Genomic DNA, 24,991 nt, shown 5'->3' on the forward strand with positions numbered 1-24,991 from the left:
GGGTTTTTGAAGCTGACTTCGCAAGCACCTGCCCCGCCCTTGCGCCATAGACTTTGCTCACCGAATCGATAACGAAAGGGCTGCGACATGACGAGTTTCTGGCTGTTTTTTCTGGCATTGGCGGTGGTCTTCCTGTTGCCCGGCCCGGACATGATTCTGTTGCTGCAAACCGGTGCCCGCCAGGGTCGCGGTGCGGCGCTGGCAACCGCCGTTGGCCTGGCGATCGCCCGGGGCTGTCACGTGGCATTGGCGGCATTGGGTCTGGCGGCGCTGTTCAAGGCGGCGCCGTGGACGTTTGATCTGGTGCGCCTGGCTGGTGCGGCGTACTTGCTGTGGATCGGCATTCAATGCTTGCGCAGCAGCTTGCTGCCGAACCTGAATACGGCTGCCGTGACTGCCACCCAAGGACAATGGCGCGAGGCGATTCGTCGTGGCCTGCTGACCAATCTGCTCAACCCCAAGGCCTTGCTGTTCTGCTCGGTGCTGTTGCCACAATTCATCGTCAATGACGGCGCAGCAGTGCTGACCCAGTTTGCCACCCTCGGCGGGTTGCTGGTGGGCATCGGGCTGCTGTTCGACAGTGCCTATGCCCTGACCGGCGCGGCGCTGGGCCGTTGGCTGCAACACAGTCCAACCGCCCAACGCGTTCAGCAATGGCTGTTCGGCAGCCTGCTGATCGGCTTCGCCGTACGCCTGACGTTTATCCAGCAGGCCTAGGGTTTGCGGACCTTGCGTTGGCGCCGGCTGATCAGCGCCAATGCAACGCCGACCGCCAGTACGATCGCGCCGATCTGTACCGGCCATTTGTAAGGCCGCAGAGCCATGCGCGCGGCATCGGTCACCTGGGTGACGTAACGCTTGTCGGCGTTTTCGAAATCCGGATAGGGGCACTGATTACCGAAGTCCACCGCCCACGGCACGTACGCGCCTTCATTGACATAACGCCGATACAGCGCGCTCTGCTCTTCCAGGCTGCTGTTGAAACCCGCAGCGTTACACAACACCGCCGCAAACGCCTGACTGGTGTGCGGCAAATTATCCGCGGCCCGGCTGGCCAGCGCGGTGGCGACAAAACGGTAGTGATAACGCTCATCCGGCTGCGCTTCACTGGCCTTCTGGCGCTGGACTTCAGCCTCGGCCACCAGCGGCCCGACTTTCAGCTCGGTGTTTTCCAGGCTGTAGTTGCCGCCAAACGTGGCGTAGTCCGGCGCCATCTCGTAACCGAGAATGTCCATGCCCCATTCACGCGCGGTCCACGCCGCGTTGTACAAGGCGCTGGCGCGTTTGGTCGGCCACCACGCAGCGTCAGCCTTCATCCGTTGCTCGCCGTACAGACGGGCCTTGTGCTGCAGATCGGGATTGTCGAAATAGCCGACCGCTTCCTCGTAATGCCCTTCACGCAGCAAGCGCCGTCCCAGCAGATTGCGCAGGCTGGCGGCGACCGGCAGCGGCACGTAGTTGTCGCGCTGCTGCTGGGTCAATGCCGGCGGCGCCGGTACGTTGTCATCGACATAGCGCTTGAGCTCATCGACCGTCAGCACGCGCTCGGCCACCGTCGCCGCGTCGAACCAGTAGATGCTGTTGCTGCGATACAACTGCACGAACGCTTGCAGGTATTCGCCACGTTGCAGCGCCAGAATCGCACTTTCGCCCTCGACCCGGCATTTCGGCTGGACGGTTTCGAAGTCCCAGTCAGGGGTGCGCCGGTAGCCCCAATCTTCGCTCTGCGGGAACGCCTGCGCGGCTTTGGCATAGGCGGCAGCTGCGGCATTTTTATCGCCGTCACGCACCGCCAGTTTGGCCCGCAGCCACCACGCCAGTCCGCCGTCACCGGCGTTTTCAAGGAAGGCCTTGGCGCTGGCGTAATCACCCTGTTGATAATTCATCGCCGCCAGTCGATCGGCGTTTTCCAGGCTGCCACGGGTGCTGTCCTGCAGCAGCTTGATCAGTTTCTTCTCGTTCGGCGGTTGTTCGTCGAATGACCAACCCATGCGGCTGATCAACGAAGCGGTAACCAGTTGCTGCACGGCTTTGCGCTCCAGCAACTTGGCCAGTTGCGGCTCGGGCAGTTCGGCCAGCTCATTCATCAGTTGTTTCAGCGAGGTGTAACCCACGGCCGAACCGTGCAGGTTCTGCGCTTCATACAGTTCGATGGCGCCGTTCCAGTCACCAGCGTTGCGCAGCACCCGCGCCTCTTCACCGAGGCTGGCCACACCGAGTTCCAGCGGATCACTGAAGCCATCGATGCTCAGTTGTCGAGCCTGACGGAAGGCCGCACGTGCGTCCTCCAGCACTTCGATGACATCGCCCGCCTCGGCACTCGTGGCAAACCAGGCACGGCCCAGGGAATACGCCGCCCAGGTGCTGCGCAGCGGGCGCTGATCGGCCGGCAGTGCCAGCACTTTGTTGAAGTATTCGATCGCCAGCGGATGATCGCCAGTGGCAAACGCCACCGCGCCGGCCACGTACAAACGGATTTCCGCCGGCAGACTGGCGCCCTGCGCCTCGACCTGACGCGCATCGCTCAGGCCACGCAGTTGCTTGACCAGCGCCTGTTGTTCGGCGCTCAGACCGACCTGCTCGGCTTTTTCGCGCAGCGCAGCAGGCTCGCTTGCGTCGCCGTACAGGTCGTCGGGATTGTGCGTCGCAGCGGTGACGTTCTTCAGCCCGGCAATGGTCTTGCCGAGGCGGCTGATCTCGAAGTTGAAGTTGCCCTCCGGCAAATCGGCCAGGGTTTGCCCGCGATTGTCGAGCAGGCGCATCGGGAAGTCCGGGCCGCAGGCCAACGCCGAACCCAGCGGCAGGCTGAGGCTCAGGCAGAGCAGATGGCGGGGCCAGTTACGGGTCAACATGCGAACCTCCTTGATCAATAAATGCACAGCGCGCCCAACCGATGGCGCGTTGTCCACCCGCCGGCAAACGACCGTCGCGCAGGCGGGTGAAGGTAAGCAGATCCGCGCTCTGTTGCAACGAGTAACCGGCGAGCGCATCGGCGCCTTCGCAAGCGCTGGCCTTGACGGTGATACGCGTAGGCCAGGCACTGTCGAGGTTTCCGACATTGCGCAGGGCGATGTCCTGCAGGCCATCGTGGTCGCTGAACGCCAGACCGAGTTGGCTGCTCAACGCATCGCCGCGGGCCACGGCGCGCAACGTGGTCAGGCTCCAGGCCCGACGATCATTGGCCAGCGGCAGGCGAAACCAGATCAGCCCGGCCAGATGTTCCGGCGGGTCCTCGCGCAACGCTTTTGCAAGTCGGCTCAGTTGCAACGGATCGGCGAGCAGTTCCCGGCGTTGCCCTTCACGTTCGATCGGTACTTCGCTTTCCACCACCGGGGCACCGTCGGCATCCGGCAGCAGCGCCACGCCATAGGCCGGCAACGCCAGATAGAACGGTTTGCTGCTGATTTTGCCCCAGGCGCTGGCCCAGCGCCGAGCCTGCTTGGGGTCGAACAAGCCGCGTCGCGGATCGCTGACGGCGTGCACCTGCAGCACGCTGCTGTCGACTGTGGCCAACAACGCAGGCAGCTGTGAACTGCCGAGCCACGCCGGCAGCGCGGTGATGCTCAGCGGCAACGATGCGGGCAACGCGGAATGCAGATGTGTGAGGAACTCGGTGTATTCCGGCAGACGCGCATTACCCGCGTCATGATCGATCTCGACGCCACTCAGGGTCAGCCCCTGCGCCTGCCAGTCGGCGACAACCTGAAGAATCTGCGCCGTGACCTGCGACTGATCCAGACTTTTGAACTGACCGTCGAGACGAATCACCGCGATCAGAGGCCGGCCATCGTGCTTGAGCAATGGCGCGTCGATACGCGCCCGATGCCAGCCGTCATTGGGGAATGCCTGCAAGGCCAGCACGCGCAAGGTCGAAAAGTCGCTGCGGCTGTCTTTCAGCGCGAGCTCATGGGCGGACGTCCATTGCCGTTGCCAGACGTAGAGTTGCTGATCGAGTGGCGCTGCGTCCTGTCGTTCACAAGCACAGAGCAACAACACCGCCAGCATGGCCGACAACCCGACGATAATGCGCATACCTTGCAGATCCCTGAGACATCAGGCTGCAAGGTTACACAAAAGCACTCAGGGCTTGCGGGCAATGATCACCTGACTCTTCGCCACCACCGCGTCCAGCGCCTGCTTGATCTGTGCACCACGGGGCGAATCGAGCACCGCTTGCCAGGTATTGGCCCAATGCTCGAGCAACGGGTGATCGGGGTTACTGAATTCGACCTTGGCTTCCCAGAACAACAGCATCCACATCGACCAGTAAAAGCCGTACTGACTGTGGCTGATGATCTCCAGCCCGGCGTCACTGACCATCGCCTTGAACTGCTCTTCACTGATGATGCGAATGTGGTTGGGTTTCTGGAAATAGTCCGGCGAGGCAATGTCTTTCTGCAAATCTTCCGAGCTGGGATGCGGCACGCTCAGCAGGTACAGCGCTCCCGGCTTGCCGACACGTACCAGTTCGGCGAGAAATTGCGCCGGATCGTCGACATGCTCGATGACTTCGGTGGAGACCACGCGGGTGGCGGTGGCATCGGCAATCGGCAGCGGGTTGCAGTCGGTCACGTGGCATTCGACGCTGCGTGCCGGGGTATCGCTCAGACGCTGGCGGGTGGCCTCGACCTTGGCCGCGTCGATGTCGGCAATGATGATCTTCGCCCCGCGCATGCCGCAGAAATGCACATTACCGCCGTCGCCACAGCCGACATCGAGCAACGTGTCATCGGCGCTCACCCGAAAGCCTGTGAACAGCTCGTCGGTCTCTTGATTGAACCAGCCACTGAGCTTTGCGTCGTACAGGCCGAGCATGTACGGATCAACCTTGTCGGCGGCAGATGGCACAGCAACCGGTGCGGGAGACGTTGCCGTGAGTTTCTTCAAAAGGCTCAGCATGAGGTAGCTCCAGAGGATGGGACGGCGGTTCGCGACGTACCGAGGCGGCGCACCAGCGCGGCGCCGCGATTGCGCATCGGCATTTCGATGAATCGGTAATTCAATTCGCTGAGCAGCGCGATCAGACCGCCGGCGATCAGCACCGTGAGAATCGGGTGCCCGGCCGGACTGGGCAGCCCCGCGTCCTGCAAGCGGAAGATCAATTCACGGACCAGCAGATAGGCCGGAATATGGATCAGGTAGATGCCGTAGGAACGGCTGCCGATCCACGCCATCAGCCGTTGCAACCTTCCGCGCGGCAGCAGGTAATCGCGGTTGTACGAGGCAATCCACACCAGCAGCGCGCTGAGCACGGCGATCGAGCCGATGCGGTAAGAGGCGAACGTGAAGCGGTCGGTGGCCATGTAACTCAGCAGCAACGCCAGCACAGTCAGTACCGAAACTCCGGCCCACGGCCGCCGCAGGAACCTCGGTTCCCAACGGGAATAACCCGGCTGCGCGCTCCACATCGCCAGCAATACGCCGAGGGCCAGGGCATCGGTGCGCACCACCATCAGCAAGGGGGTGCGCAACGTGAACAGTTGCACCGCGACCAGCGCCAGCAATACCCAGCCCAGATGTCGGCGACACACGACAATCAGCAGCGGGAACAGCAAGTAGAACTGCTCCTCCAGCGCCAGGCTCCAGTAGACGAAACTGCTGCCGTATTCGTATTGAAAGAAACTGTCGGCAAAACGGAAATTGGCGTACTGCAACACCCCGGCCAGCGTTGCCTGCAGGTTGGCCTGCAGCGTGCCGAACGCACCTGAGCGATTGAGCAAGACACAGGCCAGCAACATCAGCGCCAGCCACAGCCAGGCCGAGGGCAACAAACGAAAGGCCCGGCGCAGCCAGAAATTGCGTGTCTGCTCCCAGCACTGCCGACGGCTCGTGCAGCCTTGCAGAGCGGGGATCAGGCTGCGGGCGATGACAAATCCGGAGATCGCAAAAAACAGGTCAACGCCCCACCAGGACTGCGCCCAATGGTGGACTGTTTGCAGCAGCGGCACGGTGTCGGTGAACAGGCTGCCCTGCAGGTGATGAAACAGCACACCGAGCACCGCGATCGCGCGCAGTACCTCGATGTCCATGATCCGTTTGCTGTTCATGCCCCGCGCATCTCGGGGTCTGCGGCAACCCGGCGTTCGAACAACTGCCCCAGAAACACCTGCAGCCGTTGCTCGGCCACCGCCTGACTGCAGAAATCCTGCAGGCTGCTCACCGCCTGAGCGGCCATCTGTGCATAACGTTGCGGATCGTCTTTGGCGACCGCATAGCTGGCGCGATAGGCCGTGCACAACGACGTCCAGTTGGTCACATAACGCAGGGTGCGGAAGGCCTTGCGCGAGTCATGCGGCCAGGCCGTGAGTTCGTCGGTGGAGTCGATCAGAAAGGCGTTGTCGGCACTCAGGTAATCGATCATTGCCGTCGTACGCGGCGCCACCGCCGGTTTGCCGCAGGACATGAATTCCATCAACGGCAGGCACTGGCCCTCGCCGTAGGACGTGTTGACCACATAACGGGTCGCCTGCACCAGGCGCTCATAATCGGCGTCCGCGAGGTAGCCGTAGATCAGCACGATCCGGCAGCGGTAGGACTGATTCTTGTACAGGTGGTGGAGGATGTCGCTCAGCGCTTCTTCGGCATCGTGGTGCGTCAGTTTCAGCACGAGCGTTGCGTCCTCGACCTCGCGGAACGTGACGCAGAATGCACTGAGCATGTCCTCCCAGTTCTTGCGCCCATCGCCGGGATTGAACACTGAGGTGTAGACCACGCCGTCGAGCAGCAACTCCTGATCCCTGACCGGCGCATGGAAATCGAGTCCCTTGCCCGTGCGCAAAGGCCGGGGGGCGAATGCGTTCAAGTCAAGTTTGCGACTGTCGGCCACCAATCCCTTGATCTTCAACCGTACCGGTCCATTCGGTGGCTGGCCCTGCAACGGCGCACCGCGGGCGGCAAAGCGATCCCATACCGGCGCAGGCACCGCGACGATCGGGTAATCGCTGTCCATTGCCTCGCGCACCGCGTTGACGGTGTAGCTGGAATGGGTGATCGCCGCTCCGCAAGCCTGCAGCACCGTGCGCCAGTCGTTGCGCGGCTCACCGGCAAACGGCTCATTGGGGATGGTGCTGAACTCCCACGCAAACACCGGCAAAGTCGGACACATCAGGTGTACCGGCGTGCGATGGGGCGGCGAGAACGACAGGAAGACGCACGGCTCGCCACTGGCGCGGCATTCCTCGTAAAGCGCGTCGACTTCGGTCAGCGGATCGGCCACTTCCACCACGCGTCCGAGACGCTCGAGTACCGGGCGATATTCCTTGAGCACGAAGTAATAGCTGTACTCCGAGCGCCCCAGATTCTGTGCAATGGTGTGCTGGTTGGTTTCCGAATGAATGATGATCAGCATGAGGCGTTTTCCGTCACTGACGCAGCATTGGCGGGATGCGGTGCAAGCCCGAAAAATTCCGCCATGCGCGTTTGCACGGGGGCAAAAGCGCAGTAGTCATGCATGCGCTCGACCGCTGCCACCGACATCTGCCGGTACCGCTCCGGCTGGTCTTTGGCCATGCGGTAGCTGTCCTCGTAGGCTTGTTTCAGCGAAGCCCAATCCGGGCGGTGGCGCAGGGTGCGGTAAATCAGCCGCGAGTCCTGCGGCCAGATGGCGGGTTCTTCGCTGGACTTGATCACGAAGGCGGCGCTGTCGTCGATGTAGTCTTCCATGGCCGTGTGGTCCGGGGCGATTACCGGTTTGCCACTGGACATGAACTCCATCAACGGCAGACACAGGCCCTCACAGCGCGAGGCGTTGACGTAGTAACTGGCAGCGGCGTAAAGCCGGGTGTACTGGGCGTCATCCAGATAACCGTGCAACACCACCACCCTGCAGGCAAAAGGTGAGAGCTGCGCCAACAGGGTCATTAATTCGCTGTAGTAAGACGCCAGGTCGTTCTGGGTGATTTTCAATACCAGCGTCGCATCGGCCGTTTCCCGAAACGCCCAGCAAAACGCGGTGATCAGTTGATGCCAGTTCTTGCGGCCATCTTTGGGGTTGAATACGGTGACGTAGACCACACCGTCGACCGTGGTGTCGACCACCGACGTGGTGTCCGGCAGATCCAGCGGCGGCGGTTCGGCCACTGCCACCGCCTGTGGACCGGCGATACTCGGCAGCTGTCGCTCCAGCCAGGCATGCGCCCTGCGTGAGAAAAGATCACGCAGTCCCTCCCAATACCAGTGATGCAGAAACTTCACCCGCGGCTGTTGCTGTTCGCGGCCTGCATCCAGGCGCCACTGGCGCAGGTAGTGCCGGGCGATGACCAGGCGCCGTTTGAAGGTCAGCGGAGGAGGTCGCTGTGCCTCGATCGCGGCCAGTTGCTCGGCGGTCAGTGGTTTGGGCAGCAGGTCATCGGCTGAGAGCGCCAGCGTACGGCTGTCGAAAATGCAGCCCTTGATCGCCAGCGGCGTGCCTGGATTGACCGGCGCCGGAACTTGCTGCTGACGAATCGCCGCAAAGTTCTCCCACAACGGTGTCGGCAACACCAGTACCGGAAAGTCCTCGCCCAGCGCCCGGCGAATCGCCCGGGCAGTATGGCTGGACAGGGTAATCACCCGCCCTTGTCGGGCCAGCATCTGCGTCCAGTCGTGGCGCGGATCGTTGTCCCAGATCTCGTCCGGGATCGAATCGAACTCCCAGGCAACCACACACAGGGTCGGACACTCAAGGTCGGTCGGCGTATTTTGCGGCGGGGTGAAAGAGAGAAACAGGCTGTCTTCGCCCGCCTCGCGCAATTGGCGAAAGAGCGGACCAACCTCGGTGATGGCGGACACCACATGCACCCGCCCAAGGCTTTCCAGCACTGGGCGATAAGCCTTGAGCACGAAGTAGTAACTGTATTCGGGACGCCCGAGACTCTGGCTGATGGAACGGTCGTTGACGTCCGAGTAAAGAATGAAGTTCATGGCATCCCACGATGAAGCCGCCATCCCGGCTGCTTCAATCCATGACGGCGAAGCGCTGAATCGTGGTCGGCATGCCGACACTCGTCCTGCATCTTCCAGCCCGTCTTTGTTCTTGTTTTTAGTGGTCGGTTTGACTGGGGCTGAACAACCCCTGTTGAACACGACGAGGGGCATTCTAAACACATCCGTCGCGGATTCGTGAACCGCCCGGCGAGAATAAATCCGTCTACTCTGACGAGAACTGACCAGTCACGGTTTGCACTGTTGAAATTGCCAAGCATTTGGCACAGATTGGTAACAAACAACTACAACAACGACTTCGCCTGTCATCCTGTCGGCCTTTTTCATGCGGCCTGACAGACTTCCCCTCAAAGCCTGTGGGAAAGTGGCGAATGTTAAAGACCAAGGGGTCGCTGTTTGAAAAAGCGTCTGTTCGTCACGGGCCTCAGTGGGTTCGTGGGACAACATATCCAGTCGCGTCTGGCCCAGCCTGACTCGACGTGGGAACTGCTGCCTGCCACCGCACCCTACGATCTCACGTCAGCGGCGAGCCTCGTCGACCTGTGGCCACAATTGCCCGACGCGGTGATTCACCTCGCTGGTCAGACCTTCGTTCCTGAAGCCTTCCGTGATCCGGCCCGCACGCTCGAGATCAATCTGCTGGGTACCCTCAATCTGTTGCAGGCCCTCAAGGCCCGCGGATTTCGGGGGACCTTCCTGTATGTCAGCTCCGGCGACGTCTATGGGCAAGTCGACGAGAGCGCCCTGCCCATCACCGAACTGCAACCGCCCTGCCCGCGCAACCCCTATGCGGTGAGCAAGCTCTCGGCCGAGTTTCTCAGCCTGCAATGGGGCCTGAGTGAGGGCTGGCCGGTGCTGGTGGCGCGGCCGTTCAACCATATCGGCGCCGGACAGAAAGACAGCTTCGTCATCGCCAGCGCCGCACGCCAGATCAACCGCATCAAGCAAGGCTTGCAGGCAGCACGACTGGAAGTCGGCGACATTGACGTCACGCGCGACTTCCTCGATGTCGGCGATGTGATCGCGGCTTATTTCGCCCTTCTGGAAAAAGGCACACCCGGGCAGGTCTACAACATCTGCTCGGGCCGCGAACAAAGCATCCGCAGTCTGATCGAGCAGTTGGGCGATCTGGCGCAGGTCGAAGTGCAACTGGTGCAGGATCCGGCACGCATGCGGCGCGCCGATCAGCGTCGCGTTTGCGGCAGTCACGCAAAGCTGGTCCAGACCACGGGCTGGGCACCGGCAATCACCACACAACAATCCCTGCGGGCGATCCTGTCCGACTGGGAGCAGCGAGTAAAACAACAATGAAAAGTGCACTGATCACGGGGATCACCGGCCAGGACGGCGCATATCTGGCCAGGTTGCTGCTCGACAAGGGTTACAAGGTTCACGGCCTGGTAGCACGCCGTAGCAGCGATTCGCGCTGGCGCTTGCGCGAGATGGGCGTCGAAGGTGACATCGTCTACCTGGACGGTGACATGGCCGATGCCTGCTCGGTACAACGTGCAGTCATTCAGTCGGCGCCTGACGAGGTCTACAACCTCGCTGCACAAAGCTTCGTTGCCGCTTCCTGGAATCAGCCGGTGACCACCGGCATCGTCGATGGCCTGGGCGTCACCCACTTGCTCGAAGCGATCCGCCAGTTCAGCCCGCACACGCGTTTCTATCAGGCCTCCACCAGCGAAATGTTCGGTCTGATCCAGGCCGAACAACAGGACGAGAACACCCCGTTCTACCCGCGCAGCCCCTACGGCGTGGCCAAACTCTACGGTCACTGGATCACCGTCAACTACCGTGAAAGCTTCGACCTGCACGCCAGCAGCGGCATCCTGTTCAACCATGAATCGCCGCTGCGCGGCATCGAATTCGTTACCCGCAAGGTCACCGACGCCGCCGCCCGCATCAAACAGGGCAAGCAGCAGGAACTGGCCCTGGGCAACATCGACGCCAAGCGCGACTGGGGCTTTGCCGGCGACTACGTCGAAGCCATGTGGCTGATGCTGCAACAGGACAAGCCTGACGATTTCGTGGTCGCCACCGGTGTCACCACCACCGTGCGCGAGATGTGCCGCATCGCCTTCGATCACGTTGGCCTCAACTACCGCGACTACGTGAAGATCGACCCGGCGTTCTTCCGCCCGGCCGAAGTCGAAGTGCTGCTCGGCAACCCGGCCAAGGCGCAGCGTGTGCTGGGCTGGAAACCGAAAACCGACCTCGACACCCTGATCCGCATGATGATGGATGCGGACATGAAACGCGTCGCCAAGGAGTAGGTCATGCTCATTCCCGTGATTCTGTCCGGCGGTGCCGGTACGCGTCTGTGGCCGGTGTCCCGCGAGGGCCATCCCAAACCGTTCATGACCCTGCCCGACGGGCAGTCGCTGCTCGGCAAGACATACCAGCGGGCGGCAGCATTGCTCGACGGCTGGGGCGACATCGTCACGGTGACCAACCGCGAGTACTACTTCCAGAGCAAGGATCACTATTGCGCCGCCCACGTGTCGCGCCATCGCGGGCACTTCCTGCTGGAGCCGACCGGGCGCAACACCGCCCCGGCAATTGCCGCCGCCGCCCTGTCGCTGCAGGCGCTGCACGGCGACGATGCAATCATGGTGGTGATGCCCGCCGACCATCTGATCGTTAATCAGGAAGCGCTCAAGAGCGCCGTCGAACACGCGGTCAATCTGGCGAAGGACGGTTATCTGGTGACCTTCGGTGTGCTGCCGACTGCCCCGGAAACCGGCTTCGGCTACATCGAAACCGGCGCACCGCTGGATGCCAAAGGCGCGGCGAAAGTACAGCGTTTCGTGGAAAAGCCCGACCTGCAAACCGCCACCCATTACCTGGAAAGCGGCAACTTCCTGTGGAACTCGGGCATGTTCTGCTTCACCACCGCGACACTGATCAACGAGCTGCAACTGCACGCGCCAGAGCTGCTGGAACAGACCCGCGCCTGCATGCAGGCCAGCGCCCCGGTGGAAACCATCGGCTGCCTGCAACAGGAACTGTCACCGGCACTGTTTGCTGAAATCACCGACATCTCCATCGATTACGCGCTGATGGAACGCTCCGACAAAGTCGTGGTGGTGCCCGCCGGTTTCGACTGGAGCGACATCGGTTCATGGGGCGCTGTGGCGGCGCTGGTGCCGGCCGATGCCGACAACAATCGCGCCAGCGGCGAAGCGGTGTTCATCGACAGCCACAACAACTTCGTGCAGAGCGAAGGCCGACTGGTGGCCGCCGTGGGTGTGGATAACCTGATCATCGTCGACACCGCCGACGCCGTGCTGGTGGCCCACGCCGATCGCGCCCAGGATGTGCGGCGCGTCGCCAAGCAGCTCAAGGAAAAATCCCACGAAGCCTATCGCCTGCATCGCACGGTCAGCCGTCCGTGGGGCACCTACACCGTGCTCGAGGAAGGCCCGCGCTTCAAGATCAAGCGCATCGTGGTCAAGCCCGGCGGCAAGCTGTCGCTGCAAATGCATCATCACCGCAACGAACACTGGGTGGTGGTCGAAGGCATGGCCAAGGTCACCAACAACGGCAGCGGCACGCATCTGGTGGCCAAGAACGAATCGACGTTCATTGCCGCCGGCCATCGCCATCGCCTGGAAAACCCCGGCGTGATCGACCTGGTGATCATCGAAGTGCAAAGCGGCGAATACCTGGGTGAAGACGATATCGTGCGCTTCGAAGACCAATACGGCAGGACGGTTTGATGCTGCTTTCCCTGTACCGCTCGCTTTACAGCTATCGAGGATTCATCCTCGGCAGCGTACAGCGAGAGTTTCAAGCGCGTTATCGCAATTCGCTGCTCGGCGCCTTGTGGCCCGTGTTCAATCCACTGTCGATGATCATCGTCTACACCGTGATCTTTTCTCACATCATGCGCGCCCGCCTGCCGGGCGTGGATGACAGCATGGCCTACAGTGTCTATCTCTGCGCCGGGCTGCTCGCCTGGGGAATGTTTTCGGAAATCACCCTGCGCAGCCAGACCATGTTTCTGGATAACGCCAACCTGCTGAAGAAAATCAGCTTCCCCCGCATCTGCCTGCCGGTGATCGTGCTGTGCAATGCGGCGATCAATTTCGCCATCATCATCGGCCTGTTCCTTGGATTTCTATTGATCAGCGGGCGTTGGCCCGGTATGGCGCTCCTGGCGCTGATTCCCCTGATTGCGCTGCAGATGCTGTTCTGCGCTGGTCTGGGCATGATCCTCGGCGTGTTGAATGTATTCTTTCGCGATGTCGGCCAGCTCTTCGCCATCTGCCTGCAGTTCTGGTTCTGGCTGACGCCGATCGTGTATCCGATCACCATCCTCCCGGAGTGGGTCCAGCGGCTGCTGCAACTCAACCCGATGACCAGCCTGATCGGCAGCTATCAGAACCTGTTCCTGTATGGGCAATGGCCGGTCTGGAACTCGCTTTTACCGGTGTTCATCGTCGCGGTGGTGATGTGTCTGATCGCCCTGCGGTTGTTCCGCCAGCGCGTCGGTGAAATGGTGGATGAACTCTGATGGGACTGATACGCGTAACGGGCCTGGGCAAGGCTTATAAACAGTATCCGACACGCTGGAGCCGTCTGGCGGAATGGCTGATCCCGTTTTCCCCGGTGCGCCACCGCGAGCATTGGGTGCTGCAGGATGTCGCTTTCGAGATTGCCCCCGGCGAGGCCGTGGGTATCGTCGGCGCCAACGGTGCGGGCAAAAGCACTTTGCTGAAGATGATCACCGGTACCACTCAACCCACCTGCGGCAAAATCGAGATTGAAGGGCGCGTAGCGGCATTGCTGGAGCTGGGCATGGGTTTTCACCCGGACTTTACCGGGCGCCAGAACGCGATCATGGCCGGACAGTTGCTGGGCCTGCAGGTTGGCGAAATCGAAGCGCTGATGCCTGACATCGAACACTTCGCAGAAATCGGCGAAGCCATCGACCACCCAGTGCGCACCTACTCCAGCGGCATGCAGATGCGCCTGGCCTTCAGCGTCGCCACCGCGCGGCGTCCGGACATTCTGATCGTCGACGAGGCCCTGTCGGTGGGCGACGCCTACTTTCAGCACAAAAGCTTTGAACGCATTCGCAGCTTCCGCAAGGCCGGCACGACCCTGCTGATCGTCTCCCACGACCGCTCGGCCATCCAGTCGATCTGCGATTCGGCGATCCTGCTCAAGGACGGCCACATGGCCATGTACGACAAGCCGGAAGTGGTGCTCGACTATTACAACGCCCTGATGGCCGAACGCGAAGGGCAGATCGTGCGTCAGGAAATGCTCGCCGGCGGCGAAGTACAAACCGTGTCCGGCACCGGCGAGGCAGGCATTCTGAGTGTGCGCCTGCTGGACGAACACGATCGCGCCATCGACGCTGCCGAGGTCGGCCAGCCAGTGGTACTGGAAGTGCAGGTCGAAGTTCGCCGCGACATTGAACGGCTGGTGCTCGGCTTCATCCTCAAGGATCGTTTGGGCCAGATGATGTATGGCATCAACACCCATCGCCTGAACAAGGCCCTGACCGATCTGCGCGCCGGCGAACGCTTCACTTACCGCTTCGCCTTCGTCATGGGGCTGGGCAAGGGCAACTATTCGGTATCGTTGAGCCTGTCGCGCCTGGACTCGCATCTGGACCGCAACTTCGAATGGCGCGATTACGGTCTGGTGTTTCACGTGATCAACAACCGCCAGGAAGATTTCGTCGGCTGTTCCTGGCTCAATGCCAAGACGACGATCACCCCTCACACCGAGGCAGCGCTGACCGAGCGTGCGCCATGACCCGCCTGTTGGTCGAGTGCACCCACGTCTTCAAACACCCGAAGATCAACTCCGGTATTCAACGCGTGGTGCGCAACGTCATCAAGCAATTGCCGGAGCGGGTGGGTGATGTCGAGTGCCTGCCGGTCATTTCGCTGAGGGGCCGGCTCTATCGGGTCACGCGCCTGGCCCCGCTGGACGCGCCGCTGTTCAACGCCATTGCGACATTCGGCGAACGACTGGAACGCCTTGCGCACCGTTTCTGGCAATGGCATCAGCGCCTCGACAGCCGCCTGCAGGCAAAAACCCCACGACGCCTGTTGTACGTCGGCTATCGGCTGAGCGCTTTCGCGGCATTTGGCGTACCCCTGCGGCTGATCGAGCGGATCAACCGCCAGCAACTGCCAAAACGCTGTGCCCCCTTGCAGCATCAGCCCGGAGACCAACTGGTGCTGCTGGACTCGTCCTGGCACTCGGACTTTTTCTCCCACGCCGAACAGCTCAAGCGCGAGGGTGTCGGTATTGTCGCGGTCATCTACGACTTGATACCGCTGACCCACCCGCAGTTCTACGACACGCGGCTGGTGCAGGTCTTCAGTGAATGGTTCGACTGGATCACCCGCACGGCCGACGGCTACCTGGCCATTTCCGCCACGGTACGCGATCAGGTGCGCGCCGAACTGCAGCAACGGATCGGCACGGTACAGGCCGAAAAACGCTGGTTCGATTATTTTCACCTCGGTTCCGAACTGGATCTGCACAGCGCCGGGGAAACCGTCGAACCGCGCCTGCAACAGCTGTTCAATACACCGGAGCCGATGTTCCTGATGGTCAGTACCATTGAGCCGCGCAAGAACCACGCATACCTGCTCGATGCCTTCGAACGGGCCTGGACCGCCGGCTCCCCGGCGCGTCTGTGCATCGCCGGGCGCATCGGCTGGAAGTGCGACGCCCTGCTCGCCCGGGTGCGCAGTCATCCCGAACTGAATCGCCGCCTGTTCATGTTCAACGACTTGAGCGACACCAGCCTCGAACATGCCTACGCCCACGCCAGTGCGCTGGTATTCCCTTCGTTTGTCGAAGGCTTTGGCCTGCCGCTGGTGGAAGCCATGCAGCGTGGCTTGCCGGCGATGGGCAGCGACATTGCGGTGTTCCGCGAAATCGGCGGCGAATTCATGGCCTATTTCGATTTGCAGGATCCGCAAAGCCTCGCTGACTTGATCATGCGGTTCCTGCAGAGTGGCCAATTCCCCGCTGCTCGCGATGTGGCGGACTGGCGCTGGATCGACTGGCACGAGGCGAGTGCACAACTGGCCGAGCGCACCGTACGCAATGCAGTGCAAGCGCCATTGGCGCCAGCGAGGCCGCATGCGCATTGCCCTTAATGCCCGGATCCTGCAGGCACCGCGCACCGGCATCGGCCATTACGTCGCCGAGTTGGTGAATGCGTTGCGCAGCGATACCGATATCGAAATTGAGTTGTTCCACGGCTGGGGCTGGAGTTCGGCCTTGCCGGAGGCGGCGATGCCCGGTTATTCGCGCCTGACGCCACTGCTGCGGCAGATCCCCGGGGCTTATCAGGCGCGGCGCTGGCTGGAACAAAAGCGTTTCGATCAGGCGCGCGCGCATGGCATCGATCTGTATCACGAACCGAGTCTGTGGCCACTGGCCTTCGACGGCCCGACCGTGATCACCCTGCACGACCTGACGCACCTGCATTACCCCGAAACTCAGCCGCCGGCACGTTTGCAAGAGATCGAGCGCCGACTGGCTGCCGGCGTGCGGCAGGCACAAGTGATCCTCACCGATTCACAAGCGATCGCCGACGAAGCTCAAAGCTATTTCGGCCTGCCCGCTGAACGTTTCGTGGTCGCTCCCTTGGGCGTGGCCGAGCGCTTTCATCCGCGTGACGCACACACCATCGACCCGGTACTCAAGGCCCATGCCGTTACGGCCCGGGAGTATTTCCTCTGTGTCGGGACGCTGGAGCCACGCAAGAATCTGCGGCTGGCCCTGCGCGCCCATGCCTTGCTGCCGGAGGCCGTGCGCCAACGCTTTCCGCTGCTGATCGTCGGCATGGCTGGCTGGCAGCGCGAACAGTTCAGCGCCGAACTGCGTCAGGCATTGGCAAGCGGGCATGTGTGCCTGCTCGGCTACTTGCCCGATGAACACCTGGCCCAGCTGTTGGCCGGTGCCCGGGCGCTGATTTTTCCTTCGTTATACGAAGGCTTTGGCCTGCCGGTGTTGGAGGCGATGGCCAGCGGCACGCCGGTGGTACTCACCCGCGCTTCGGCCATGCCGGAAGTCGCGGGCGACGCGGGCAACTATATTGAACCTGACAATGCAGACGGCTTGCGCGACGCGCTGATCCGTCTGCTCGACGATCAGGTGCATTGGCAAGCATGCCGAGAAGCCGGATTGCAGCGGGCGCGGCTTTTTTCCTGGCAGCGCTGCGCACAGGCCACGGCCGGTGCCTACCGCCAGGCCATGGGAGGTTGAATGCGAGTTCTTCATTTTTTCAAAACCTACTTGCCTGACTCGGTCGGCGGTATCGAGCAGGTGATATTTCAACTGTGCGAAAGCGGTGCGCATCACGGTATCGACGGCCAGGTGCTGACACTCAGCGCCGACCCGACCCCGCCGGTGGTGCAACTGGGTCAACACGAAGTGCATCGCGCCAGACTCGACATCCAGTTCGCCTCCACCGGGTTTTCCTGGAGCGTGTTCAAACAGTTTCGCGAGCTGGCCGCCGAAGCCGATGTGGTCAACTATCACTTTCCGTGGCCGTTCATGGACCTGGTGCACTTTGCCAGCGGCATGAACAAACCGAGCGTGGTGACCTACCACTCGGACATTATTCGTCAGAAGCATCTGCTCAAACTCTACCGACCGCTGATGAACCGCTTCCTCGCCAGCGCCGACCGGATTGTCGCGGCCTCGCCGAACTACCTGCACACCAGCGACGTGCTGCAGCAGTTTCAGAACAAGACCCGGGTGATTCCATACGGTTTGAACAAGGCCGGTTATCCACAGGCCGACAGCGAACGGATGAATCGCTGGCGCCAGCAGCTTGGGGATAAGTTTTTCCTGTTCGTCGGGGTCATGCGTTATTACAAAGGTCTGCACATCCTGCTCGACGCCTTGAAGGACGTGGACTACCCGGTGGTGATCGTCGGTGGTGCCGGGCCGCTGGAACTGGAGTTGCACGCCCAGGCTGCTGCGCTGGGGCTGCGTAACATCCACTTCCTCGGGCGCCTGGGCGATGAAGACAAGGTCGCCCTGCTGCAACTGAGCTACGCCATCGTGTTCCCGTCGCATCTGCGTTCCGAAGCGTTCGGCATTTCGCTGCTCGAAGGCGCGATGTACGGCAAACCAATGATCTCCAGCGAAATCGGTACCGGCACCAGCTACATCAACATCCACAACGAAACCGGGCTGGTGGTGCCACCGAGCAACCCTCAGGCGTTTCGCGAGGCAATGCGCAGCCTCTGGGAAAACCCCGAGCGCGCAGCAGCCATGGGCATAAAGGCCGAGGCGCGTTACCGGCAGTTGTTTACCGCCGACGAGATGGGCCGCAAGTGGACCGAGCTGTATCAGGAGCTGCTGGAGGAGAAAGACCTGTCTTACGCCTGACCCTTTGCTGAAACACATCACCCTGTGGGAGCGGGCTTGCTCGCGAAAGCGGTCTTTCAGTAAACAATGATGTCGACTGATCTGACGCCTTCGCGAGCAAGCCCGCTCCCACAGGGGGGGTGTAGTGATTTCAAATGAGCCGTTAGAGATCCAGCACCAGCAATTGCTCGCTCTGCGCCGGCACCGCGCAACAAATCAGCACCTGCCCCGCTTCCGGCAGGTCTGCCGGGGGCTGTGGATAATTCACCGCGCCACTGACCAGACGTGTCTTGCAGGTGCCGCACGAACCTCCCCGGCAACTGAACTCGGGGCGCAGGCCGCGGCTTTCCGCGAGCTCCAGCAGACTGCCGCCGTCCGGCTGCCAGCGCGCCTCTTTGGCAGAACGTTCGAACATCACCGGTACGGACGTGATGGCGGCCGGTGGCTGCTCGACGACCACCGCATCCGGGTCCGGCTGGCGCTTGAGCGTCGACGGGCCGAAGGTCTCGGCATGGATCCGCGCGTCGCGAATGTCCAGCTCGCGCAGACTGTCGTAGACACTTTGGGTAAAAGCGCCGGGCCCACAGACAGCAAAATCGATCTGGTCGTAATCCTCGACCTCCAGCAGATCACGCAGCAGTGCCCGATCAATGCGCCCATGGCGGTCAAAATCCTCGCCCTCGTGCGCATCGGCTTCCGGCTGACTGAGCAGGCGAATCACCCGTACCGCATCGCCAGCACTTTCCAGCACGCGATCGAGTTCCTCGCGAAATGGCTGATCGGCCAGGCTACGAGAACTCTGCAGCAACCACGTCGGCCGGATCCTGCGGGTGCGCAGGCCTTGATACACCACCTCGCGCAGCATCGACAGCAACGGCGTGATACCAACCCCCGCCGCCAGCAGCACCAGCGGCCGGTGTTCCAGCGGCGCCACCGTGAAGTGCCCCTGTGGCGCCCGTGCCTCAAGAACATCGCCGACCCGGATCTGCTGGTGCAAATGGCCTGAAACCAGGCCCTCGCGTTTCACACTGATGCGCAGGAAATCATCCGATGGCGCACTCGACAGGCTGTAAGTGCGAATATGCGTTTCACCGTCCAGAGTGAAACGCAGCGGCAGATGCTGGCCGGCCTGAAACACCGGCATCCCTGCGCCATCGTCCGGTTGCAGATAGATCGAGCGGATGTGCTGGCTCTCCCTTTCGATGCGGGTCACCCGCAGCGGCCGCCAGCGGTCACCCAGCGCTTTGGCCTGCAAGCGTGCATCGGCCTGGGCCCAGGTGCCGGTCAGCAGGCTGGTGGGTGACATGCCGTCGAAGCGCCAGCGCAGGGCCAGTGCCGCCGGGCGCCGCACCAGTTTCTCTACCTCGAATGTCCACAGGCGCTCGGCGCCCTGGAACGCTTCGATCTGCGGCCCGTCGAGGATGATTTCGGTCCGCCCGCTCAGTTGCAGCACATCGCCTGTGGAAAAGTCGATGAACAGCAGGCCGGCCTTGGGATTGAGCAGCAGGTTGCCGAGCGTGTTGAAGTGCAGGTTGCCGGCAAAATCCGGGATGGTCAGGCGATTACCTTCAACCCGGACAAACCCGGTCTGCCCGCCACGATGGGAAACATCCACCGCACGTTGTCCGTCCGCATCGACGTAACTGGCGACAAAGAAGGTATCGGCGCCTTCGATCATGGCTCTGGCTGCGTCATCAAGACCGTCGTCGTGCTGCGCTGGCCGCGTCTGCGGATCGCTCAGCGGCACGCGCTGGAACTGGCGCAGTTGAATGTATTGCGGACAGTTGCCGAAAGCCTGATCCACGCTCACCTCGAAACCCTGCACGGTCAGATTGTCGACATGACCGTTGAGGCGATTGCGGCGGCGAGTATGCAATTCAATGCCGAGCAACCCGATCGGCTCGCCATTGCGCAATTGCGCCGGATCATCGGCAGCGGGTTGGCTGGCGAAATGCAGATGCTCGGGATCAGGCGAATGCGCAAATCCCGGCGCGCCTTCGAGCACACTGGCCCAAGGACGCCCGTCGGTATCGACCGCGCCGTACAGCATGAACGGTAACTGCTCATAAAAGGCGCGGTGCTGATCCGGCATCCAGTCACGAATCACTTTTCGGCCGAAGGCCTCCATGCGCTCGGCAACGCCGACATGGGCCTGCAGTTGTTGCTCGCCAGCGTGCCACGGTGAACGTTCCATCACGCATCTCCCCGCGCCGCCGGCGCATTGTGGATAACTCGATCAGATCGGGCTTGAACCTCAGGCAGTCTTTTGCAAACCGGCGACCGTGCGCGGCATGCCGACAAAACCGGGCAAGGCTTCAACCCGCGCCAGCCAGGCGCGCACATTGGCGTAGTCGTCCAGCGACACGTTGCCTTCCGGCGCATGGGCGATGTAGCTGTAGGCGGACACGTCGGCGATGGTCGGCTCGCTGCCGGCCAGATACGGGGTCTTGCCCAGTTCAACCTCCATCACTTTGAGCAGGTTGTGCGCACGGGTAATCGCTTCTTCAGCATTCAACTGTGCGCCAAACACCGTCACCAATCGTGCAGCAGCAGGTCCGAAAGCAATCGGCCCGGCAGCGGCTGACAACCAGCGGTGCACTCGCGCCGCACCGACCGGATCAGTTGGCAGCCAACGGCCGTTGCCGTATTTGAGCGCCAGATACACCAGAATCGCGTTGGAGTCGGCCAGCACCACACCGTCATCGTCGATCGCCGGCACCTGGCCGAAACTGTTGATCGCCAGATACGGCGCCTGCTTGTGCTCACCCTTGGCCAGATCGACCAGGATCAATTCGGTCGGCAATTGCAGCAGGGACAACATCAGTTCCACCCGATGGGCGTGGCCGGAACGCGGGAAGTTGTAGAGTTTGATCGCTTGCATGGTCGACTCCGCTGGAGATGGCGCCGTTCGGGATGGCAGCGCCGATGGAGGCCATCTTCCACCCATCTTCAAATCAACAGAATCACCAGCAATCGCAATCGATTATTTCACTGGATGAAATAACGCCGCATTCTGCAGCGCCGGATGCTCACGCAAGGCCTTCACCGCATGGTCGACGAAACTGCGCACCCGCGCCGGTGCCTTGCGTCCGCCCTGATACACCACATGAATCGGCAGCGGCGGCAGTTCGAAATCGGCGAGGACAATTTCCAGTTCACCGCAGGCCACCTTGCCAGCGACCTGATAGGACAACACCCGGGTCAGCCCCAACCCCAGGCAGGCCGCAGCAATCGCCGCCTGGTTGGCGGTGACCACCAGCCGAGGCTCGGGTCGCACGCTAAGCGCTTCGCCCTGATCCACAAACGGCCAGTTGCGCAACTGACCGATGGCCGAGGTCGCCACCACCGGCGCACCAGCCAGTGCCTGCGGATGCGCGGGACGGCCGTGTCGAGCCAGATAGTCCGGCGAACCACAGATCACCCGCCGCACCTCGCCGACCCGGATCGCGTGCTGATTGCTGTCCGGCAACTCACCAATGCGTACCGCGACATCGATGCCCTCCTCAACCATGCTCACCACCCGATCGACCAACAGCGCATTGATCGAAACATCCGGGTATTGCGTCAGATAACTGGTCATCAGGGGCGTGACAAACAACTCACCGAACAGAACCGGCGCGGTCACCGTCAATTGCCCACGGGGCTGGGCGTGACTGCCGGCCGCCGAATCCTCGGCTTCCTGCACCTCGGCGAGAATTCTCCGACAATCTTCCAGATAACGCTGACCGGCCTCGCTGAGGTGCACAGTGCGTGTCGTGCGAATCAGCAACTGTGTACCAATGCGCTGCTCCAGCGCCGCCACGGCGCGGGTGACACTGGCCGCGGACAAGCCAAGACGCCGCGCCGCCGCCGAGAAGCCCTGCTCCTGGGCCACGGTGGCGAAGATCTGCATTTCCTGGAAGCGGTCCATGGAGGTCCTCGATTCAGATACAAAAATCGCAGCCGAGGCTGCGATTTTTGCGGGTCAATGTCAGCTGTGGATAACTTATTCCACCGTCACCGACTTCGCCAGGTTGCGCGGCTGGTCGACGTCGGTGCCCTTGAGCACGGCGACGTAGTAAGACAGCAACTGCAGAGGGATGGTGTAGAGGATCGGCGAAAGAATGTCGTGGATGTGCGGCATCTGCACCACATGGGTGCCTTCGCCGTTGGTCATCCCGGCTTTCTCGTCAGCGAATACGATCAGTTCACCACCACGGGCACGGACTTCCTGCAGGTTGGACTTGAGCTTCTCCAGCAGTTCGTTGTTTGGCGCCACGGTAACCACCGGCATGTCGTTATCCACAAGCGCCAGAGGGCCGTGCTTCAGTTCCCCAGCCGGATAGGCTTCGGCGTGGATGTAGGAGATTTCCTTGAGTTTCAAGGCGCCCTCCATTGCGACCGGGAACTGCGCGCCACGGCCGAGGAACAGGGTGTGATTCTTCTCGGCGAACAGTTCGGCGATTTTTTCCACGGTGCTGTCCATCGCCAGCGCTTCGCCCAGACGGGTCGGCAGGCGACGCAACTCTTCCACCAGCGTGGCTTCAACGCCTTTGCCGAGCGTGCCGCGTACCTGACCCAGAGACAGGGTCAGCAACAGCAGGCCGACCAGTTGCGTGGTGAACGCCTTGGTCGAGGCTACGCCGATTTCGCGACCGGCCTGGGTCAGCAGCGTCAGGTCGGATTCACGCACCAGCGAGCTGATGCCGACGTTGCAGATCGCCAGGCTGGCGAGGAAGCCCAGCTCTTTGGCGTTGCGCAGCGCGGCCAGGGTGTCGGCGGTTTCACCGGACTGGGAGATGGTGACGAACAGGGTGTCCGGCTGCACCACCACCTTGCGGTAACGGAATTCGCTGGCGACTTCGACCTGGCACGGGATACCGGCCAGTTCTTCGAGCCAGTAACGCGCGACCATACCGGCGTGGTAGCTGGTACCGCAGGCGACGATCTGCACGTTGCGCACTTTGGCGAACAGTTCGGCAGCCTGTGGACCGAAGGCCTGCACCAGCACCTGATTCGGACTCAGACGGCCTTCGAGGGTGCGTTGGACAACGGATGGTTGCTCATGGATTTCCTTGAGCATGTAGTGGCGGAACTCGCCCTTGTCGGCAGCTTCGGCACCATCACTGTACTGCACGGTCTGACGCTCGACGGTTTTGCCATCTACGTCCCAGATCTGCACGCTATCGCGGCGAATTTCGGCGATATCGCCCTCTTCCAGGTACATGAAGCGGTCAGTGACCTGGCGCAGGGCCAATTGGTCGGACGCGAGGAAATTCTCGCCCAGGCCCAGACCGATCACCAACGGGCTGCCACTGCGTGCGGCAACCAGACGATCCGGCTGTTGTGCGTTGATCACGGCCAGACCGTAGGCGCCGTGCAGTTCTTTGACGGTGGCTTTCAGCGCGACGGTCAGGTCAGGCTGATCCTTGAGTTTATGGCTCAGCAGGTGCGCGATGACTTCGGTGTCGGTGTCCGAAGTGAACACGTAACCCAGCGCTTTCAGTTGCTCACGCAGGGCTTCGTGATTCTCGATGATGCCGTTGTGCACCACCGCGATATCACCGGAGAAATGCGGGTGCGCGTTACGCTCGCACGGTGCACCGTGGGTCGCCCAACGGGTGTGGGCGATACCGAGACGGCCGACCAGCGGCTGTGCGGCCAGCGCCGCTTCCAGCTCGCTGACCTTGCCCGGACGGCGCATGCGCTCGAGCTTTTCATCGTTGGTGAAAACTGCCACACCGGCGCTGTCATAGCCGCGGTATTCAAGGCGCTTGAGGCCTTCGAGCAGGATGGCGGTGATATTACGTTCAGCAACTGCGCCGACAATTCCACACATGCTTATTTCTCCTGACTGACAGCCGCGCAAATCACGCTGATACCGCGGGCCTGTATCTGATCGCGGGCCTCTTGTGGCAGGCGATCATCGGTAATGAGGGTATGGACGCTGCTCCACGGCAGCTCCAGGTTGGGAATCTTGCGGCCGATCTTGTCGGCCTCGACCATCACGATGACTTCACGCGCCACGTCGGCCATCACCCGGCTCAGGCCAAGCAACTCGTTGAACGTCGTGGTACCGCGCACCAGATCGATGCCATCGGCGCCGATAAACAACTGGTCGAAGTCGTAAGAGCGTAGTACCTGCTCGGCCACCTGGCCCTGGAAGGACTCCGAATGCGGATCCCAGGTGCCGCCGGTCATCAGCAGCACCGGCTCGTGTTCGAGTTCGCTCAAGGCGTTGGCCACGTGCAGGGAGTTGGTCATCACCACCAGACCCGGCTGCTGGCCAAGCTCGGGAATCATCGCCGCAGTGGTGCTGCCACTGTCGATGATGATGCGGGCGTGCTCGCGGATACGTTTGACGGCGGCGCGGGCAATCGCCTGTTTGTACTTTGAAACGCTTTGGCCCGGTTCAGCGACCAATTCCTGCGGCATGGTGATCGCCCCGCCGTAACGGCGCAGCAACAGACCATGGCTTTCCAGTGCGGCCAGATCCTTGCGAATCGTAACTTCAGAAGTTTCGAAGCGCTTGGCCAGTTCATCCACACTGACTTCGCCCTGCTCATTGAGCAAGGCGAGGATATTGTGTCGGCGCTGGGGTGTGTTGCGTTTCGACATGGCGGCTTAAGTTTCGATTCGAAAGATAACGGAAGCAATCAAAACCTATCGGCCATAAATCGTCAAGCGACAGATCGAAAATTTTAGAAACGACCCAGACGAATGTGGG

20 protein-coding genes are annotated in these 24,991 nt (G+C 61.7%); 9 read left to right on the plus strand and 11 right to left on the minus strand.

Annotated features, from left to right (window positions below):
• The first annotated feature begins 87 nt into the window (after positions 1 to 87).
• On the plus strand, positions 88 to 717 hold the full coding sequence (locus E3Z29_RS02330) for a LysE family translocator (RefSeq protein ID WP_134785051.1): 630 nt from the start codon (positions 88 to 90) through the stop codon (positions 715 to 717).
• Here the strand turns inward: E3Z29_RS02330 and E3Z29_RS02335 are convergent.
• From E3Z29_RS02335 to E3Z29_RS02360, 6 genes are read right to left on the minus strand one after another with little or no spacing between them, the layout of a single operon-like run.
• Positions 714 to 2,852, minus strand: coding sequence for a hypothetical protein (locus E3Z29_RS02335; protein ID WP_134785052.1), 2,139 nt, complete (start codon positions 2,850 to 2,852; stop codon positions 714 to 716). The two genes, E3Z29_RS02330 and E3Z29_RS02335, sit on opposite strands and share 4 nt — an antisense overlap.
• Entirely contained in the window at positions 2,839 to 4,032 is a 1,194-nt protein-coding gene (locus E3Z29_RS02340; protein WP_134785053.1) for a DUF3142 domain-containing protein, read from the minus strand. Before E3Z29_RS02340 ends, E3Z29_RS02335 begins: the two co-directional genes overlap by 14 nt.
• Before the next feature lie 48 nt (positions 4,033 to 4,080).
• Positions 4,081 to 4,899 carry a class I SAM-dependent methyltransferase gene (locus E3Z29_RS02345; RefSeq protein WP_027610312.1) on the minus strand — a complete coding sequence of 273 codons (819 nt, stop codon included), beginning with the start codon at positions 4,897 to 4,899 and terminating at the stop codon, positions 4,081 to 4,083.
• Positions 4,893 to 6,047 (minus strand): acyltransferase, encoded by a 1,155-nt coding sequence (locus E3Z29_RS02350; RefSeq protein ID WP_134785054.1) that lies wholly within the window; start codon positions 6,045 to 6,047, stop codon positions 4,893 to 4,895. Before E3Z29_RS02350 ends, E3Z29_RS02345 begins: the two co-directional genes overlap by 7 nt.
• Positions 6,044 to 7,348, minus strand: a complete 1,305-nt coding sequence (locus E3Z29_RS02355) for a glycosyltransferase (RefSeq protein ID WP_134785055.1) — start codon at positions 7,346 to 7,348, stop codon at positions 6,044 to 6,046. The genes E3Z29_RS02350 and E3Z29_RS02355 overlap by 4 nt, the downstream gene beginning before the upstream one ends.
• A complete protein-coding gene (locus E3Z29_RS02360) occupies positions 7,342 to 8,901 on the minus strand; it encodes a glycosyltransferase (RefSeq protein ID WP_256662067.1) in 1,560 nt (519 codons plus the stop codon). Before E3Z29_RS02360 ends, E3Z29_RS02355 begins: the two co-directional genes overlap by 7 nt.
• A 417-nt stretch (positions 8,902 to 9,318) precedes the next feature.
• On the opposite strand from E3Z29_RS02360, the gene E3Z29_RS02365 reads away from it, so the two are divergent.
• The 8 genes from E3Z29_RS02365 to E3Z29_RS02400 are packed head-to-tail and all read left to right on the plus strand — an operon-like array spanning position 9,319 to position 18,306.
• Positions 9,319 to 10,233, plus strand: coding sequence for a GDP-mannose 4,6-dehydratase (locus tag E3Z29_RS02365; protein WP_027610308.1), 915 nt, complete (start codon positions 9,319 to 9,321; stop codon positions 10,231 to 10,233).
• Complete coding sequence (gene gmd / locus E3Z29_RS02370) at positions 10,230 to 11,198, plus strand: GDP-mannose 4,6-dehydratase (protein WP_027610307.1); 969 nt, start codon at positions 10,230 to 10,232, stop codon at positions 11,196 to 11,198. The genes E3Z29_RS02365 and gmd overlap by 4 nt, the downstream gene beginning before the upstream one ends.
• Before the next feature lie 3 nt (positions 11,199 to 11,201).
• Positions 11,202 to 12,644 carry a mannose-1-phosphate guanylyltransferase/mannose-6-phosphate isomerase gene (locus tag E3Z29_RS02375; protein ID WP_134785057.1) on the plus strand — a complete coding sequence of 481 codons (1,443 nt, stop codon included), beginning with the start codon at positions 11,202 to 11,204 and terminating at the stop codon, positions 12,642 to 12,644.
• Positions 12,644 to 13,441: an ABC transporter permease gene (locus tag E3Z29_RS02380; RefSeq protein ID WP_027610305.1), complete on the plus strand. Its 798-nt coding sequence runs from the start codon at positions 12,644 to 12,646 to the stop codon at positions 13,439 to 13,441. Before E3Z29_RS02375 ends, E3Z29_RS02380 begins: the two co-directional genes overlap by 1 nt.
• Positions 13,441 to 14,694, plus strand: coding sequence for an ABC transporter ATP-binding protein (locus E3Z29_RS02385; protein WP_134785058.1), 1,254 nt, complete (start codon positions 13,441 to 13,443; stop codon positions 14,692 to 14,694). The genes E3Z29_RS02380 and E3Z29_RS02385 overlap by 1 nt, the downstream gene beginning before the upstream one ends.
• Entirely contained in the window at positions 14,691 to 16,058 is a 1,368-nt protein-coding gene (locus tag E3Z29_RS02390; RefSeq protein ID WP_098966405.1) for a glycosyltransferase family 1 protein, read from the plus strand. The genes E3Z29_RS02385 and E3Z29_RS02390 overlap by 4 nt, the downstream gene beginning before the upstream one ends.
• The gene (locus E3Z29_RS02395) at positions 16,042 to 17,172 is read left to right on the plus strand and encodes a glycosyltransferase family 1 protein (protein WP_134785059.1); all 1,131 of its coding nucleotides are present in this window, start codon (positions 16,042 to 16,044) and stop codon (positions 17,170 to 17,172) included. The genes E3Z29_RS02390 and E3Z29_RS02395 overlap by 17 nt, the downstream gene beginning before the upstream one ends.
• Positions 17,173 to 18,306, plus strand: a complete 1,134-nt coding sequence (locus E3Z29_RS02400; protein WP_134785060.1) for a glycosyltransferase family 4 protein — start codon at positions 17,173 to 17,175, stop codon at positions 18,304 to 18,306. It abuts the gene before it with no gap.
• A gap of 142 nt (positions 18,307 to 18,448) precedes the next feature.
• Here E3Z29_RS02400 and E3Z29_RS02410 read toward each other — a convergent pair whose 3' ends face one another.
• The 5 genes from E3Z29_RS02410 to E3Z29_RS02430 all read right to left on the minus strand — a co-directional run bounded on the left by E3Z29_RS02410 (position 18,449) and on the right by E3Z29_RS02430 (position 24,882).
• A complete protein-coding gene (locus E3Z29_RS02410) occupies positions 18,449 to 20,479 on the minus strand; it encodes a pyridoxamine 5'-phosphate oxidase family protein (RefSeq protein WP_134785062.1) in 2,031 nt (676 codons plus the stop codon).
• Between the two features lie 60 nt (positions 20,480 to 20,539).
• Positions 20,540 to 21,166, minus strand: coding sequence for a glutathione S-transferase family protein (locus E3Z29_RS02415; RefSeq protein WP_134785063.1), 627 nt, complete (start codon positions 21,164 to 21,166; stop codon positions 20,540 to 20,542).
• 102 nt (positions 21,167 to 21,268) lie between these two features.
• Complete coding sequence (locus tag E3Z29_RS02420) at positions 21,269 to 22,195, minus strand: LysR family transcriptional regulator (protein ID WP_096795459.1); 927 nt, start codon at positions 22,193 to 22,195, stop codon at positions 21,269 to 21,271.
• 75 nt (positions 22,196 to 22,270) lie between these two features.
• On the minus strand, positions 22,271 to 24,103 hold the full coding sequence (gene glmS / locus E3Z29_RS02425) for a glutamine--fructose-6-phosphate transaminase (isomerizing) (RefSeq protein WP_098966411.1): 1,833 nt from the start codon (positions 24,101 to 24,103) through the stop codon (positions 22,271 to 22,273).
• 2 nt (positions 24,104 to 24,105) lie between these two features.
• Positions 24,106 to 24,882, minus strand: a complete 777-nt coding sequence (locus E3Z29_RS02430; RefSeq protein WP_098966413.1) for a DeoR/GlpR family DNA-binding transcription regulator — start codon at positions 24,880 to 24,882, stop codon at positions 24,106 to 24,108.
• Positions 24,883 to 24,991 lie beyond the last annotated feature (109 nt).

Source organism: Pseudomonas sp. S150, assembly GCF_004526365.1.
Classification (GTDB): domain Bacteria; phylum Pseudomonadota; class Gammaproteobacteria; order Pseudomonadales; family Pseudomonadaceae; genus Aquipseudomonas; species Aquipseudomonas putida_A.